The sequence below is a fragment of the Sphingomonas sp. P2_B6 genome, from assembly GCF_056404755.1.
In genome coordinates this window covers 39,066-54,342 of the sequence record NZ_JBFUDK010000016.1, presented here as the reverse complement: position 1 = coordinate 54,342, position 15,277 = coordinate 39,066, and the positions used below count along the sequence as shown (strand labels likewise).

The following is a 15,277-nucleotide window of genomic DNA, read 5'->3' as shown; positions in this document are numbered from 1 at the left end:
TTGTCGGAGTATATTTTGGTCTTCGACCGGGCAAGTAACGACACTGCAAGATTGTGAAAAAGCGCGTTATTTCGGTCGTTCCGCGTTCCGGGGCGACAAATTGCGACAATATTTCGATGGACCCAAACCGGCCCCATGGCCATTTGTGCCGGTATGTTTCGCAAGCGCATCCTTCTGTTGCTCACCGTCGCCCTGCCGCTTCAGGCGTGCGTGGTCGGCCCGGATTATGCCCCGCCCGCGCCCGGTGCGCTGGGCGTGCCGGGGGGCTATTCCACCCCGGCGCCGTCGGGCCAGCCGGCCGATATCGCGGCCTGGTGGACCAGCTTCAACGATCCGCTGCTGACCTCGATCATCGACCGGGCGCGCAGCGGCAATCTCGATATCGCCCAGGCCGTGGCGCGGCTGCGCCAGGCACGCGAATCGCTGGTACAGGCCCGCGCTGCGCGGCTGCCGAGCGTCAGTGGTTCGGCCGGCTATGGCCGCGACCTGCTCGACGCGACCGGCCCGCGCGACAGTTTCTCGATCGGGGCGGATGCCTCGTACCAGGCCGATCTGTTCGGCGGCGTCAGCCGCAGCATCGAGGCGTCGCGCGCGAGCTATGCTGGCAGCGGTTATGATCTCGCCACGGTGCAGACCTCGATCGCGGCCGAGGCGGGGCGCAACTATATCCTCGCCCGCCAGGCCCAGGCCAGTCTCGCCATTGCGCGCAATTCGCTCGGCATTCAGGACGACAATCTCGAGATCAGCGGCTTCCGGGTCCAGGCCGGGCTCGTCTCCTCGCTCGATGTTGAGCAGTCGCGCGCCCAGCGTGCGCAGACCGCGGCGACCATCCCCTCGCTCGAGCAGAATTACCAGTCGGCGGTGAACCGGCTCGGCGTGCTCACCGGCCAGGCGCCGGGCGCGCTCAAGGCCGAACTCGAGGCGACCGCGCCGATTCCCGCCGGGCCGGCAACCATCGCGGTCGGCATTCCCGCCGATGCGCTGCGCCAGCGCCCCGATGTCCGCGCGGCCGAGCGTCGCCTCGCTGCCGCCACCGCGCAGATCGGGGTGGCCGAGGCGCAGCTGTATCCGGCGCTCAACATCACCGGCAATATCGGCACGGCTGCCACCTCGTTCGGCAGCCTGGCGAGTGTCGTCACCGGCGGGCTGTTCGCTGGCCTCAGCCAGCTGATCTTCGACGGCGGACGCGCTCGCGCGCAGGTCCGCTCGCAACAGGCGGCAGCCGAGGGTGCCCTCGCGCTCTACAAGCAGACCGTGCTGACCGCGCTGGAGGATGTCGAGAATGCGCTGACCGCGCTTCAGGCGGCGAAGGATCGGCAGGCGCAGTTCGTCATCGCGCTCGACGCGGCGAACAACAGCGCGATCCTGTCGCGCAGCCAGTATCGCGCCGGCCTGACCGATATCACCACGCTCAACACCAATGAGAGCGCGCTGCTCTCGGCGCAGAACGGGCTGTCCAATGCGAAGGCCGATCAGGCCCAGGCGCTGGTCCAGCTCTATCTTGCCCTTGGCGGCGGCTGGGACAGCACGACCGTGCCCCAGGCCCCGACGACACAGACTCCCTAGGAAGCATCGATGGCCGATCCGAACAGCAATGATCTCGACGAATTCCTCGGCGTGAAGACAGCGCCGGCATGGCAGCGCTACGCCAAATGGGGGGCGATTGCCGTCGGCGTGATCCTGCTCCTGCTGCTGGCGAAGAGCTATTTCGCGGGCCCCACCACGGGTGGCTATGCGACCGCCGAGGTGCGGCGCGGCTCGCTGTCGGTGACGGTCTCGGCCACCGGCAAGCTCGCCCCGACCAATCAGGTCCAGGTCGGCTCGGAGCTTTCGGGTCTCGTCACCAAGGTGGTGGCGGATGTGAACGATCGCGTGGTGGCGGGCCAGCCGCTCGCGCTGGTCGATCCCTCGCGGTTCCAGGACACGGTCAACCAGAGCAAGGCCGCGCTCGATGCGGCGGTGGCGACGGTCGGGCAGAACCAGGCGACCCTTGCCCAGTCCAACGCGCAGCTGTCGCGTCTGCAGGAAGTCAGCCGGCTGTCGGGCGGGCGCGTTCCGGCCAAGACCGAGATGGAGCAGGCAATCGCTGACCGCGACCGCGCGATCGCCAACCTGCGTGCCGCCCAGGCGAACGTGGTGTCGGCGCGTGCCGCCCTGTCCTCCAACAACACCCAGCTGACCAAGACGGTGATCCGCTCGCCGGTCAACGGCGTGGTGCTCGCGCGCCAGATCGAACCGGGCCAGACCGTTGCCGCCTCGTTCAATACACCGACGCTGTTCGTCATCGCGCAGGACCTGTCGACGATGAAGCTCGAGGTCGCGATCGACGAGGCTGATGTGGGGTCGGTGAAACAGGGCCAGCAGGCGACCTTCACGGTCGATGCGTTCCCGGGCAAGACCTTCCCCGCCTCGATCACGCGGGTCGATCTCGGATCGAACCTCAGCGCGCAGACGACCACGACGACGACCACCACGACGGCGCAGGTCGTGTCCTATGGCGCCACCTTGAGCGTCGCCAATGCCGATCAGCAGCTTCGCCCCGGCATGACCGCGACCGCCGACATCGTGACCAATGCGCGCAACAACGTGCTGCTCGTCCCCAATGCGGCGCTACGCTTCACGCCGACTGTCGACACGCCCGCGGCGTCCGCCAGCGGCGGCATCGCGGGCGCTCTCGTCCCGACCCGGCGGCGTGGTGGCGCGGGTGCGCCGCGCACCGCGACAATCGGCGCCGGGGCGAAGCAGACCGTCTATATCAAGGGTGAGGACGGCAAGCCCAAGCCAGTCGAGATCACCACCGGCGTGACCAACGGCACCGTGACCGAAGTGGTCGGCGGTGGCCTGAAGCCCGGCGACCAGGTCATCACCGGCCAGCTCAGCGGCGACAGTTCGAAGAGCGGCAGCGGCCAGCGGCGGCGCTCCGGCGCGGGCGGTGCTGGTGGGGTCGGTGCAGGCGGTGGGCAGCGCAGTGGCCAGTGAAACGCCAGCGGAGGGTCCGCTGCCCCTTATTCGGCTGCGCAAGATCACCAAGACCTATGGCGTAGGCCCGACCGCGTTCAGGGCGCTGAAGGGTGTAGATCTCGACATCCAGCAGGGCGATTTCATCGCGGTGATGGGCGCGTCCGGCTCGGGCAAGTCGACCACGATGAACATTCTAGGCTGCCTCGACGTGCCGAGTTCGGGCACCTTCCTGTTCCGCGGCCATCATATCGAGACGCTCGGCCGCGACGAGCGCGCGCTGCTGCGCCGGCGTTATCTCGGCTTCGTGTTCCAGGGCTTCAACCTGCTGGCGCGCACCACCGCGCTGGAGAATGTCGAGCTGCCCCTGCTCTATCGCGGCGATCCCAAGAAGGAACGCCATGACGCGGCGATGGCGGCGCTCGACAAGGTCGGGCTGGCGAAATGGTGGGATCATACGCCGGCGGAACTGTCGGGCGGACAGCAGCAGCGCGTGGCCATCGCCCGCGCGATCGTGACCTCGCCCGACGTGCTGCTTGCCGACGAGCCGACCGGCAACCTGGATTCGGAGCGGTCGGTCGAGATCATGGAATTGCTCAGCGGCCTCAACCGCGATGCCGGCATCACCGTGCTGATGGTGACGCACGAACCAGACATGGCGGCGTTCGCGCGCACCATCGTGCATTTCAAGGACGGGCTGGTCGAGCGAATCGACAGCAAGCACCATGAAGGGGAGCAGGTGTCGTGAGGCGTCTCACTTCTTCATCCCCCTCCCGCTTGCGGGAGGGGCTAGGGGAGGGCCTGTCAACCAGCGCTCCGCTCTCCTTCGGACAAGCCCTCCCCCGACCCCTCCCGCAAGCGGGAGGGGAGTAAGTAAGATGCTCGCCACCACCTTCCTCCTCGCGATCCGCTCGATCCTGCGTCACAAGCTCAGGTCGTTCCTGACCACGCTCGGCATCATCATCGGCGTCGGCGCGGTCGTCACCATGGTGACGCTCGGCCAGGCGACCACCGCAGCGGTGCAGAAACAGATCGCCGCGCTCGGCACCAACGTGCTGCAGGTCCGTCCCGGCCAGGGCTTCGGCCGTGGCGGCGGCGGTCCGCGTCCGGCCGATTTCAAGCCGGAGGACGTCACCGCGATCAAGGACCAGATCGCCGGCGTCACCGCGGTCGCGCCCCAGGCGCAGACCACCGCGACGGCGATCTATGAAGGCGCCAACTGGTCGACTACGATCAACGGCACCACGCTCGGCTATTTCGAGGTCCAGCCCTGGCCGCTGACCGCGGGCCGGCTGTTCACCACGACCGAGGAGCAGGCAGGCAAGAGCGTCTGCATCATCGGCAGCACGGTCGCGCAGAATCTCTATCGCGGCGGCGCGGCGGTGGGCACGCGCATGCGCATCGGCGGCATCTCCTGCGACGTGATCGGCGTGCTCTCGACGCGCGGCCAGGCTGGCTTCGGCGGCGACCAGGACGATGTGGTGATCATGCCATTAAAGGCCGTGCAGCGCCGCTTCATCGGCAGCACTGACGTGCGCCTCATCCTGGTCGGCGTCGACGAGGCCTATTCGACCGCAACGGTGCAGACCGGGATCGAAGGCCTGATGCGCGAGCGGCGCAACATCACCGGCAGCAAGACCGACGATTTCAACATCTTCGACACCAAGCAGATTTCCGACACGCTGACCGGCACCACGACCCTGCTGACCAGCATCGTCACCGCGGTGGCGGCGATCTCGCTGCTGGTCGGCGGGATYGGGATCATGAACATCATGCTCGTGTCGGTGACCGAACGGACCCGCGAGATCGGCATCCGCCTCGCGATCGGCGCGGTGGCGCGCGAAGTGCTGCTGCAGTTCCTGGTCGAGGCAGTGGCGCTGTCGTGCCTCGGCGGGCTGATCGGCCTGGTCGTGGCGCAGATCGCGATCGTGTCGCTGGCGCCGCTGATGAAGGTGAGCTGGATCTTCGTGCCGCAGATCAACGTGCTGGCGTTCGGGATATCGGCGGTGATCGGCGTGGTGTTCGGCTATTTCCCGGCACGGCGGGCGGCGTCGCTGAACCCGATCGACGCGCTACGGCACGAGTAAGATCCTCCTCGTACCAGGGAGGATTGAAGGCTTAGAAAACCAACCCCCGCAGCCTTTCCAGATCCTCCGGCGTATCGATATCGATCAGCTCCGCCGGCGACGTCACGACATGCCGGCCTTTGCGGACCAGATCGCGGGCGCCGGCATCGCCTTCGAGCGTCAGCAGGAAATCGAATTGCCCGGCACCGAACACGGCGGGCGGGCAGGGGCGGATGCCGTCGCTCGACGCGACCACCGAATGCCGCGAGTCCACCGCTTCGAGCAGGTGATAGACATGCGAGGCGGTGACGCGTGGCATGTCGGCGAGCGCGATCAGTACTGCCTCGGCACCCTCGTCCCGGGCGGATTGCACGCCGAGCTTCACGGAGCGCGACATGCCGATCATTGGCTCGTCATTGTGGATCACCTGATAGCCCCGGCTGGCGAAGTCGAGGTCAGTGCCGTTCTTCACCACGATGCGCGACTGGAACGGGATGTCCTCGAACGCCGTCACCACATGCATCGCCAGCGGATGGCCGAGGAATGTCTGCTCGAGCTTGTCCAGATCGCCGAAACGCTCGGAGCGCCCGGCCGCGAGCAGGATCAGCACGGTCTTCTCGACATGGATCATGCGTGTTTGCCGTCCCTTGAATTGAAGGCCCCGACCATTGCCGCCGCGATCGACAGCGCGATCTCGGCCGGGCCGATCGCGCCGATGTCGAGGCCGACCGGCGCATCTATGCGGTCGATATCCTGCGCACCAACCCCCTGGGCGGCGAGCCGTTCCCGGCGCGCGGCGTGGCTGCGGCGGGAGCCGAGCGCGCCGACATAAGCGGTCGGCGCGGAGAGGGCGGCGAGCAAAGCGGGGTCGTCGATCTTGGTGTCGTGGCTGAGCGTTACCACGGCGGTCGAGGGGCCGGGCGCATAGGCGGCGACGGCTTCGTCCGGCCAGCGATCGTCGAGGGTGACCCCGGGGAAACGCTCTTCGGTGAGGAAACGCGCTCTCGGATCGATCACCACGGTGTCGATCCCCAGCTCGCGCGCGAGGCCGGCCAGGGCCTGGGCGATCTGTACCGCCCCGACGATCAGCAGCCGGCGCGGCGGATCGTAGCGGTTGAGGAAGGCAGAGCCGGTCTCGAGCGGCCGGGCGTCGCTATGGCCGGTTTCGAGATCCGTCGCGACGGTCAGCGCCTGGCCGGCATCGCGTGCCTCGGCGATGCGGTCGAACAGCTCGGGGTCGAAGCCCTCGGCCGAGACCGGCTGGACCATCACCGCGATCTCGCCGCCGCAGGGCAGGCCGACTTCCCAGGCAGCGGCATCGGCCACGCCGTACGTCTTCACCTGGAACGGCGCACCGGCGATCACCTCGGCGGCGGTGGCGAGGATGTCGCTCTCGACGCAGCCGCCCGAGACCGAGCCCTCGAACCGGCCATCGGCATGCACCAGCATATGGCTGCCGCGCGGGCGCGGCGCCGACCCCCAGGTCGAGACGACCGTGGCGATCGCCATCGGTGCGCCTTTCCACGCGGCGGCGGCGGTCAGGACGGTGTCGTTATCGGCCATAAACTTCCTTCGTCATGCTGAACTTGTTTCAGCATCCATGCGCGGCCAATTGATCCAAGAGCGGCGCCCGAGAGGCAGATGGCCGCGCATGGACCCTGAAACAAGTTCAGGGTGACGGATGTGTGGGATCATATCGGCGGCAACCCGGCCAGCACCTTGTCGAGCGTCATCGGGAAGTCGCGCACCCGTACCCCGCAGGCATTGTAGATCGCGTTGGTCACCGCCGCCCCGGCGCCGGAGATGGTCAGCTCGCCCAGACCCTTCGCGCCGATCGGGTTGGCGTGACGGTCATGGTCCTCGATGAAATGGACGTCGAGATGCGGCACATCGGCGTGCACCGGCACATGATATTCGCCGAGATCATGGTTGACGAACAGGCCGTAGCGCTGGTCGATCTCGGCGCCTTCCATCAGCGCATAGCCGATGCCCCAGATCATGCCGCCGATCGCCTGGCTGCGCGCGGTCTTGGCGTTGAGGATGCGGCCCGCCTCGAACACGCCGAGCATGCGCCGCACCTGCACCGCGCCGGTTACGGCATTGACCGCGACTTCGGCGAACTGCGCGCCGTGCGCTGCCTGGCTATAGGTGCGCGCGTTCCTGCCCTGGCTGATCTTGCCCATCGCGACGATCGGCTTGTCGCCGACCAGGGCGTCCAGCGCGACGCGGCGGTTGCCGGCGATGGCGTGGCCGTCCTTCAGCGTCATGTTTTCCGGCGTCGTCTCCATGCGTTTCGCCAGCTCGGCGACCAGATCCTCGCAGGCCAAAGCCACCGACGATCCGGCGCTCGCCGCGCCGAACGATCCGCCCGATCCGGCGCCGGGCGGCAGATCGGTATCGCCAAGCTTCACGTCCACGCAGCGGATCGGCAGGCCGAGCGACTCCCCCGCGATCTGGGCGAGGATGGTGTAGGTGCCGGTGCCGATATCGGTCATGTCGGTCTCGACCGTGGCGCGGCCGTCAGTGCCGAGCGTCACCCGCGCCTGCGAATCCACCAGCAGGTTGATGCGCACCGCCGCCGCCATGCCCATGCCGATCAGCCATTCGCCGTCGCGCACCGATCCGGGCGTCGGTTCGCGCCGCGCCCAGCCGAACAGCGCGGCGCCCTGGTCGAGGCATTCGACCAGGCGCCGGGTCGAGAAGGGCTGGCCGGTGGTCGGAGCGGTCTCGGGCTCGTTGAGCTTGCGGAAATCGACCGGGTCGCGGCCGAGCTGTTCGGCCAGTTCGTCGATCGCCGTCTCCAGCGCGAGCATGCCGACCGCCTCGCCCGGTGCGCGCACCGCGCCGGCCTGGACCATGTCGAGCGTCACCACCTTGTGGCTGAAATGCCGGACCGGCGCGGCGTAAAGCGGGATGGTGCCGAGCGCGACCGGCTCCATGAAGCCGCCGTCCGGGCCCTGGCTCACCACGCTGTCATGCCCGATCGCGGTCAGCCTGCCGTCGGCATCGGCGGCGAGGCGGATGCGCTGATGCGTGTCGGTGCGGCGATAGACATTGTGGAACAGCTGGGCGCGCGCCATCGCGATCTTGACCGGCCGGCCGATCCGCTGCGCGGCAATGGCCGCCATCACTGCCTCCGGCCCGAGCATCTTTCCGCCGAATCCGCCGCCGATATAAGGCGAGATGATGCGAACGTCGTCGGCCTTGATGCCCAGAGCCGCGGCGAGGATCGGCTTTGCCGCGTTGAGGATCTGCAGGCTCGAATAAAGGGTGAGCTTGCCTTCGTCCCACACCGCGATCGAGGCATGCGGCTCCATTGCCGCATGGACCTGATTGGGTGTGGCATAGATCTGGTCGATGCTGGCCGCCGCGCCTGCCATCGCGGCGTCGATATCGCCGATCGCCATGTCCTGCAGCCGCGAATCCTTGGGCGGGCCGCTTGCCTCGGCGACATTGGCCATGGTGTCGAACCGGCCCTCTTCCGCCTCGATGGTCACCCGCACGGCACGCGCCGCGTCGCGCGCTGCCTCGAAGCTGGTGGCGATGGCGGCGCCAAGTATCTGATCCCAGTGATCGATCTCGCCATTGCCCGCATGGGCCGGCGTGAAGGCGGCGGCCTGGCGCGGAATGCGGGGATCGTCGACAAGGATGTCGATCACGCCGGGCAGGGCACGCGCGGCCTCCACGTCGAAGCCGGTTACCTTGCCCTTGGCGGCCGGCGCGGTGATCAGATAGCCATAAGCGACATTGTCGATCCGGTGCTCATAGCCATAGGTCGCCGCGCCGGTGACCTTGAGCACGCCCTCGACCCGGTCGAGACCCTTGCCCAGCACGTCCTGCACCCCGCGATCGAGCGCGAGGCCGGGGTGATCGGCGTCCATCTTATAGTCGGTCATCGTAACTCCACCACTTGCCCGACCGCTCCATCTCCGTTCGCCCTGAGCTTGTCGAAGGGCTGCTCTTCCTTTCTGGCCAAGAGGAAGGACAGTGCTTCGACAAGCTCAGCACGAACGGAAAAAGAAGTCATAAATCCGGCAACCCCGCCAGCAGCTTGTCGAGCGTGATCGGAAAGTCGCGCACGCGCACGCCGCACGCATTGTAGATCGCGTTCGCCACCGCCGCGCCTGCGCCGCAGATACCCAGCTCGCCGATACCCTTGGCGTGGAGCGGGTTGGTGTGCACGTCGCGCTCGGTGAGGAAGGTCACCTCGATATGCGGCACGTCCGCATGCGCCGGCACGTGATATTCCGCGAGGTCGCGGTTGACGATCTTGCCGTTGCGCGGATCGTGGATCAGGTCCTCGGTCAGCGCGGCGCCGATGCCGAAGATCATGCCGCCGATCGCCTGGCTGCGCGCGGTCTTGGCGTTGAGGATGCGCCCCGCGGCGAACACGCCCAGCATACGCCGCACCCGCACCTCGCCGGTCACGGCATTGACCGCGGCCTCGCAGAAATGCGCGCCATAGGCGGCCTGGCGTGTCTCCTTCGCCTGCCCGCCGGGAGAGATTTCCCCGGTCGCCTCGATCCCGTCGCCGACCAGTGACCCGATCGGCACGCGGCGATTCTCCGCGATGGCAAAGCCGTCCTTCAGGGTCAGCGCCTCGGTCGCGCAGTCCATCGCCTCGGCGATCCGCGCGCGCAGCGCCTCACAGGCGAGATAGACCGAGGACCCGCTCGAGGTCGCGCCGTACGATCCGCCCGACCCAGCGGCGGGCGGGAAATCGCTGTCTCCCAGCCGTACCTCGACCCGGTCCGCCGGCAGCCCGAGCATCTCGCCGGCGATCTGGCCGAGGATGGTGTAGCTGCCGGTGCCGATATCGGTCATGTCGGTCTCGACCAAGGCCTTGCCTTCGGGCGTGATCGCCACGCGCGCCGCTGAGGGCCGCAGCAGATTGCTCCGCGCCGCCGCGGCCACGCCCATGCCGATCAGCCATTCGCCCTCGCGCCGCGTGCCGGGCGTCGGGTCGCGCTGGTCCCAGCCGAACTGCGCGGCGCCCTCGTCGAGGCAGCGGCTCAGCTGACGGGTCGAAAAGGGCACGCCGGTTTCCGGATCGGCTTTGGGATCGTTGCGTTTGCGCAGCTCGACCGGATCGAGGCCCGCCGCTTCGGCCAGCTCGTCCATCGCGCCTTCCAGCGCGAGCATGCCGCTGCCTTCGCCCGGCGCGCGCATCGACCCCGACAGGAGCCGGTCGAGGCTGACCATGTCGTGCGTGATCAGCCGGCTGGCGCCGCCATAAAGGAAATGCGTCGCCACCCCGGCGGGCTCGAAATAGGGCTCGCCGGGCAAGTTGCTGCAGATCGTCTCATGCCCGATCGCGGTCAGTATGCCGTCTTCGTCCGCGCCTAGGCGGACGCGCTGTTCGGTATCGGAACGTCGGATCGTCGTCTCGAACACCTGAGGCCGAGACATCACAGCCTTGACCGGGCGCCCGACCGCTTTCGACGCGATCGCCGCCGCGACCGCCTCGGGCGCAAGGCCGAGCTTCGAGCCGAAACCGCCACCGACATAACGCGACACCAGCCGTACCTGCTCCGGCTTCAGTCCCAGCGCATCGGCCAGTTGCAGCCGGTTATGGGCCACCACCTGATAGGAGCCATGGACCGTCAGCCTGTCGCCGTCCCAGGACGCGATCGAGACATGCGGCTCCATCGCCGCGCTGCTCTGGCTCGGCGTGGTCCAGATGCGATCGACGGACCAGGCAGCCTTGCGCATTGCGTCATCGACATCGCCCTGCGAAAAATGGGCCGGCACCAGCCGGTCGCCCGGCTTTTCCGCTTCGCCGCGCAACCGATGGAAATCGAAGCGGCCCTCGACCGGCTCATAGTCGATCCGCACCGCGCGGGCGGCGTCGCGCGCCTGTTCGAAACTTTCCGCGACGACGATCGCGACGATCTCCCCGGCATAGCGGACATCACGCACGCCCTGAGTCGGCGCCTTCGGGTTGCCGGCCTGTTGCGGGTTGCGCAGGAAGCGGTCGAGATCGGTCACGACGTCGATCACTCCCGGCATCGCCCGCGCGGCGCTATCGTCGATCCCGGTGACCTTGCCCCGCGCGAAGGGCGCGCCGACCAGATACCCATGAGCGAGCCGGTCGAAGCGATATTCAGCCGAATAGGTCGCCGCGCCCGAGACCTTCAACGGCCCCTCGGTGCGGTCGATCCCTTCACCGATCAGCCCCTGCGCGCCATGGTCGAGCAGGCTGACCGGGACCGGCCGGTCCATCTTCAGGGCGTTGGCCCGGCTCATTCCGCCGTCAGGTCGCGCAGGCAGGCGATCAAGGTGCGGCGGGTGAGGGGGATCTTGAAGTCGTTCGACCCGTAACCCTTCGCGTCCGCCAGCAACGCATCCGCCGCCGCTTCGAACGCCGCAGTCGACGGCGCCTGGCCGATCAGCGCCGCTTCCACCGCGGGATCGCGCCACGGCATCGGCCCCAGCCCGCCGAACGCGAGCGCGGCCGAGGCGATCCTGCCGTCCTCGACGGAGACGAGCCCCGCGACCGACACCAGGGCAAAGGCATAGGAGGCGCGGTCGCGGACCTTGCGGTACAGCTGCTTGCCGGCGGGCGGCGGGGGCAGTTCGATATGGGTGATCAGCTCGCCCGGCTGGATCACCGTTTCGATATGCGGCGTGTCGCCAGGCAGCCGGTAGAAATCGCCGATCGCGATCCGCCGCCGGTCGCCGCCCGGCTGGAGCGTGACGATCACCGCGTCGAGCGCGCGCATCGCCACCGCCATGTCGCTCGGATGAGTCGCGATGCACTGCTCGCTGGTGCCGAGGATGGCGAGGATGCGGTTGAACCCGCCGATCGCCGCGCAGCCCGATCCGGGTTCGCGCTTGTTGCACGGCATGGCAGTGTCGTAGAAATAATAGCAGCGCGTCCGCTGGAGCAGATTGCCCCCGGTCGAGGCCTTGTTGCGAAGCTGCCCGGAGGCGCCGGCGAGCAACGCCCGGCTGAGCACGGGATAACCCTTGATGATGCGCGGGTCGGCGGCGAGATCGCTGTTCGGCACCAGCGCACCGATCGTCAGCCCGCCATCGGTCCGTTCCTCGATCGTGGCGAGATCGAGCCGGCTGATATCGACCAGCTTTTCCGGCGTCTCGATCTGCAGTTTCATCAGGTCGAGCAGGTTGGTCCCGCCCGCGATGAAACGCCCGCCTGCGGCTACCGCTGCCTCGGGAGTGTCCGCTTTGGCATATTCGAACGTCTTCATGAGGTGGCGACCTCGCGACCAGCGGGCGCAAGCCCGGCCACTTCGGAAATCGCGTCGACGATGTTCGGATAGGCCGAACAGCGGCAGAGATTGCCGCTCATCCGCTCCGATATCTCCACATCGGTCAGCTCGATATTGTCGAGCGCTCCGCTGACATGGCTCGGCCAGCCCTTCGCTACTTCGTCGAGCATGCCGACCGCGGAGCAGATCTGACCGGGCGTGCAATAGCCGCACTGGAACCCGTCATGCTTCACGAACGCTGCCTGGAGCGGGTGGAGAGCCTCCGCGCTGCCCAGGCCTTCGATCGTCAAGATGTCATCATCCTGATGCATCACCGCGAGCGTCAGGCACGCATTGATCCGTCGCCCGTTCACCAGGACGGTGCACGCGCCGCACTGGCCRTGGTCGCASCCCTTCTTGGTGCCGGTCAGGCCGAGATGCTCGCGCAGCAGATCGAGCAGGGATGCGCGGATATCGGGATCGGCGTCATGCTGCGCGCCGTTGATCGTGAAGTGCATGGGGTCGCCCCTCCTGGCTGATTGGGGTAACGCGTTTGGGAAGGATCGTTTCCGGTAATGGATAGCATAGTGAAACTTTTTCGTACGTCATTGCGCAAGCGAAATCTTTTGAGTTTTGCCCTTGCGCTGGCGCCTGCCGCCGCGATCGGGCAGACCGCGCCGGTGACTCAGCTTTCGCCTGCCACGCCGCTGTCGCCGCCCATCGTCATCGCGCATCGCGGCGTCAGCGGCCTGCGCCCGGAACACACGCTCGCCGCCTATGAGCTGGCGATCGAACAGGGCGCCGACTTCATCGAGCCCGATCTGGTGCCGACCAAGGACGGCGTGCTGGTCGCCCGGCATGAGAATGACATCACCGAGACGACCGATGTCGCGAAGCACCCCGAATTCGCCGGTCGCAAGACGACCAGGACGATCGACGGAGAGAAGCATGTCGGCTGGTTCACCGAGGATTTCACGCTCGTCGAGCTGAAGACCTTGCGCGCCAAGGAGCGGCTGCCGATGCTCCGCCCCGACAACATGAAATATGACGGCCAGTTCGAGATCCCGACCTTTGCCGAGGTGATCGCGCTGGCCAAGAAGCGCTCGGTCGGCGGGCGCACCATCGGCATCTATCCCGAGACCAAGCACCCGACCTATTTCGCCTCGATCGGCCTGCCGACGAACGAAAAGCTCGTCGCGCAGCTCAACGCCGCGGGCTGGAAGGATGCGAAGGCGCCGGTGTTCATCCAGTCCTTCGAGGTGAACAATCTGAAGGCGCTGCACAAGCTGACCCGCGTCCGGCTGATCCAGCTGATGGATGCGAGCGGCGCGCCGGCGGACGGCGCCGCGCCCAGCTATGCCGCGATGGCGACGCCCGAGGGACTGAAGGCGATCGCTGCCTATGCCTGGGGCATCGGCCCCAACAAGGATCTGGTGATGAAGGGCAATGAGCCGCCCTCGAGCATTGTCGCCGACGCGCACAAGGCGGGCCTGCGCGTGCATCCCTGGACCTTCCGCGCGGAGAATTTCTTCCTGCCCGCCTCGATGCGGGTCGGCATCAATCCGCGCGGCCATGGCCGTCTTTCGGACGAAATCCAGCGTTATCTGGACCTTGGCATCGACGGCTTCTTCACGGATTTCGCCGGAATCGGCGTCGAGGCCCGCGATGCCCGGGCGAGGCTCACGCGCCCACAGTGAAAGAGAATTCCATGCGCACATTCCTGCTCCCCCTGGCGGCCCTTGTTCCGCTGCTCGCCGGCGGTTGCGTCCGCACGGTGGCGAGCGTCGTCACCGCGCCGGTCAAGGTGGTGAGCAAGACCGCCGACTGGGCGACGACCAGCCAGGACGAGGCCGACCGCAACGCCGGCCGCAAACAACGCAAGGAAGACGAGAAGCGCGCGAGGGAAGAGCGCAAGGCTCAGCGCGAACAGGATCGGGAGCGGGACTAGCGCCAATCACGCCGTCATGCCGGACTTGTTCCGGCATCCATCGTGCCGCGAGAGCCGAAGCCTATGGTGTGCGGCACGATGGACCCCGGAACAAGTCCGGGGTGACGGCTGGATTTGGTTGAGCGACTACCCCCGTATCGCAACCGCCTCGGAAACCAGCCCAGCATTCGCCAGTTCGCGCTCGGCCTGCATGAAGCCATAGGCCGGCACGATCTCGCCGGTCCGGTCCGAGACCTCGCGCCAATGCGCCACGACCTGCTCGCCCGCATCCGCGCCGGCCCCGACATAATAGCCATCCGACAAGGTCACGCTTGCCGTCGCGAAATGGCCCGCGCCGGCGCAGAGGATCGCGCGTGTCGGCGCTTCCTCGCCGACCAGCGCCAGCAGGCCGGGGCTCACCAACGCCGGATCGAGCAGCTTCAGGCTCTCGTCGGCGAGCACGCCGTGCGTCATCTGGGTCGCCGCGGTGGGGGCGAGGCAATTTGCCCGGATGCCGTATTTCTCGCCCTCGATCGCCAGGGTCTGCATCAGCCCGACCAGCGCCATCTTCGCCGCGCCGTAATTGGCCTGGCCGAAATTGCCGTAGAGCCCGGACGAGGAGGTGGTCATCACGATGCGGCCGTAACGCTGCTCGCGCATGATGTCCCACACCGCCTTGCTGCAGATCGCGGCGCCCATCAGGTGCACGTCGACCACCAGGCGGAAATCGTCGATGCTCATCTTGGCGAAGCTCTTGTCGCGCAGGATGCCGGCATTGTTGACCAGAATGTCGATCCGGTTCCAGCGCGCCATGACGATGGCGACCATCGCGGCGACCGCGGCCTCGTCGGTCACCGATCCGGCGGCGGCGATCGCCTCGCCCCCGGCCGCGACGATCTCGGCGGCGACTCGCTCGGCCGCCTCGAGGCCGAGGTCGTTGACCACCAGCTTCGCGCCCTGCCGCGCGAGGAACAGCGCATGCTCGCGCCCCAGTCCACCGCCCGAACCCGTGACGATCGCGACGCGTCCCTTCAGTGACATCCCACAGCTCCCCTTCTCGTTGATCTTGCGGTGCGGAATATCGCGATTCTCATTCACTCACAAGATAGCGAATA

At 67.4% G+C, this 15,277-nt stretch carries 13 protein-coding genes; 6 read left to right on the top strand and 7 right to left on the bottom strand.

The genetic code is table 11. The features are described 5' to 3' along the window. Nucleotides 1-153 precede the first annotated feature (153 nt). The 4 genes from AC1DX5_RS19485 (at nucleotide 154) to AC1DX5_RS19470 (ending at nucleotide 5,045) form a co-directional block, all read left to right on the top strand. Nucleotides 154-1,566: an efflux transporter outer membrane subunit gene (locus tag AC1DX5_RS19485; protein ID WP_465181616.1), complete on the top strand. Its 1,413-nt coding sequence runs from the start codon at nucleotides 154-156 to the stop codon at nucleotides 1,564-1,566. Nucleotides 1,567-1,575: 9 nt separating this feature from the next. Then, nucleotides 1,576-2,979 (top strand): efflux RND transporter periplasmic adaptor subunit, encoded by a 1,404-nt coding sequence (locus AC1DX5_RS19480; RefSeq protein WP_465170273.1) that lies wholly within the window; start codon nucleotides 1,576-1,578, stop codon nucleotides 2,977-2,979. Beyond that, nucleotides 2,969-3,706 carry an ABC transporter ATP-binding protein gene (locus tag AC1DX5_RS19475; RefSeq protein ID WP_465170272.1) on the top strand — a complete coding sequence of 246 codons (738 nt, stop codon included), beginning with the start codon at nucleotides 2,969-2,971 and terminating at the stop codon, nucleotides 3,704-3,706. The genes AC1DX5_RS19480 and AC1DX5_RS19475 overlap by 11 nt, the downstream gene beginning before the upstream one ends. A 130-nt stretch (nucleotides 3,707-3,836) precedes the next feature. Beyond that, a complete protein-coding gene (locus AC1DX5_RS19470) occupies nucleotides 3,837-5,045 on the top strand; it encodes an ABC transporter permease (RefSeq protein WP_478016882.1) in 1,209 nt (402 codons plus the stop codon). Nucleotides 5,046-5,076: 31 nt separating this feature from the next. Here AC1DX5_RS19470 and AC1DX5_RS19465 read toward each other — a convergent pair whose 3' ends face one another. The 6 genes from AC1DX5_RS19465 to AC1DX5_RS19440 form a co-directional block, all read right to left on the bottom strand. Then, nucleotides 5,077-5,655 carry a nucleotidyltransferase family protein gene (locus AC1DX5_RS19465; RefSeq protein WP_478016881.1) on the bottom strand — a complete coding sequence of 193 codons (579 nt, stop codon included), beginning with the start codon at nucleotides 5,653-5,655 and terminating at the stop codon, nucleotides 5,077-5,079. After that, nucleotides 5,652-6,587, bottom strand: a complete 936-nt coding sequence (locus AC1DX5_RS19460; protein ID WP_478016880.1) for an XdhC family protein — start codon at nucleotides 6,585-6,587, stop codon at nucleotides 5,652-5,654. Before AC1DX5_RS19460 ends, AC1DX5_RS19465 begins: the two co-directional genes overlap by 4 nt. Before the next feature lie 128 nt (nucleotides 6,588-6,715). Then, on the bottom strand, nucleotides 6,716-8,920 hold the full coding sequence (locus AC1DX5_RS19455) for a molybdopterin cofactor-binding domain-containing protein (RefSeq protein WP_478016879.1): 2,205 nt from the start codon (nucleotides 8,918-8,920) through the stop codon (nucleotides 6,716-6,718). A 127-nt stretch (nucleotides 8,921-9,047) separates the two neighbouring features. Next, nucleotides 9,048-11,270 carry a xanthine dehydrogenase family protein molybdopterin-binding subunit gene (locus AC1DX5_RS19450; protein ID WP_478016878.1) on the bottom strand — a complete coding sequence of 741 codons (2,223 nt, stop codon included), beginning with the start codon at nucleotides 11,268-11,270 and terminating at the stop codon, nucleotides 9,048-9,050. Beyond that, nucleotides 11,267-12,235 (bottom strand): FAD binding domain-containing protein, encoded by a 969-nt coding sequence (locus AC1DX5_RS19445; protein WP_478016877.1) that lies wholly within the window; start codon nucleotides 12,233-12,235, stop codon nucleotides 11,267-11,269. Before AC1DX5_RS19445 ends, AC1DX5_RS19450 begins: the two co-directional genes overlap by 4 nt. Next, on the bottom strand, nucleotides 12,232-12,753 hold the full coding sequence (locus AC1DX5_RS19440) for a 2Fe-2S iron-sulfur cluster-binding protein (protein ID WP_465174524.1): 522 nt from the start codon (nucleotides 12,751-12,753) through the stop codon (nucleotides 12,232-12,234). Before AC1DX5_RS19440 ends, AC1DX5_RS19445 begins: the two co-directional genes overlap by 4 nt. Before the next feature lie 57 nt (nucleotides 12,754-12,810). On the opposite strand from AC1DX5_RS19440, the gene AC1DX5_RS19435 reads away from it, so the two are divergent. Together AC1DX5_RS19435 and AC1DX5_RS19430 are read left to right on the top strand one after the other, a co-directional pair. Further along, nucleotides 12,811-13,932, top strand: a complete 1,122-nt coding sequence (locus AC1DX5_RS19435; protein WP_478016874.1) for a glycerophosphodiester phosphodiesterase — start codon at nucleotides 12,811-12,813, stop codon at nucleotides 13,930-13,932. An 11-nt stretch (nucleotides 13,933-13,943) separates the two neighbouring features. Beyond that, the gene (locus AC1DX5_RS19430) at nucleotides 13,944-14,183 is read left to right on the top strand and encodes a hypothetical protein (protein ID WP_478016871.1); all 240 of its coding nucleotides are present in this window, start codon (nucleotides 13,944-13,946) and stop codon (nucleotides 14,181-14,183) included. Nucleotides 14,184-14,309: 126 nt separating this feature from the next. On the opposite strand, the gene AC1DX5_RS19425 is transcribed toward AC1DX5_RS19430, so the two are convergent. Then, nucleotides 14,310-15,203: an SDR family NAD(P)-dependent oxidoreductase gene (locus AC1DX5_RS19425; protein ID WP_465174522.1), complete on the bottom strand. Its 894-nt coding sequence runs from the start codon at nucleotides 15,201-15,203 to the stop codon at nucleotides 14,310-14,312. Nucleotides 15,204-15,277 lie beyond the last annotated feature (74 nt).

What these genes read in the sequence shown, in the direction of transcription:
- AC1DX5_RS19455 (WP_478016879.1), bottom strand. Translation starts at nt 8,920, where the DNA reads ATGACCGACTATAAGATGGACGCCGATCACCCCGGCCTCGCGCTCGAT.
- AC1DX5_RS19430 (WP_478016871.1), top strand. Translation starts at nt 13,944, where the DNA reads ATGCGCACATTCCTGCTCCCCCTGGCGGCCCTTGTTCCGCTGCTCGCC.
- AC1DX5_RS19480 (WP_465170273.1), top strand. Translation starts at nt 1,576, where the DNA reads ATGGCCGATCCGAACAGCAATGATCTCGACGAATTCCTCGGCGTGAAG.
- AC1DX5_RS19425 (WP_465174522.1), bottom strand. Translation starts at nt 15,203, where the DNA reads ATGTCACTGAAGGGACGCGTCGCGATCGTCACGGGTTCGGGCGGTGGA.
- AC1DX5_RS19460 (WP_478016880.1), bottom strand. Translation starts at nt 6,587, where the DNA reads ATGGCCGATAACGACACCGTCCTGACCGCCGCCGCCGCGTGGAAAGGC.
- AC1DX5_RS19465 (WP_478016881.1), bottom strand. Translation starts at nt 5,655, where the DNA reads ATGATCCATGTCGAGAAGACCGTGCTGATCCTGCTCGCGGCCGGGCGC.
- AC1DX5_RS19445 (WP_478016877.1), bottom strand. Translation starts at nt 12,235, where the DNA reads ATGAAGACGTTCGAATATGCCAAAGCGGACACTCCCGAGGCAGCGGTA.
- AC1DX5_RS19435 (WP_478016874.1), top strand. Translation starts at nt 12,811, where the DNA reads ATGGATAGCATAGTGAAACTTTTTCGTACGTCATTGCGCAAGCGAAAT.
- AC1DX5_RS19485 (WP_465181616.1), top strand. Translation starts at nt 154, where the DNA reads ATGTTTCGCAAGCGCATCCTTCTGTTGCTCACCGTCGCCCTGCCGCTT.
- AC1DX5_RS19450 (WP_478016878.1), bottom strand. Translation starts at nt 11,270, where the DNA reads ATGAGCCGGGCCAACGCCCTGAAGATGGACCGGCCGGTCCCGGTCAGC.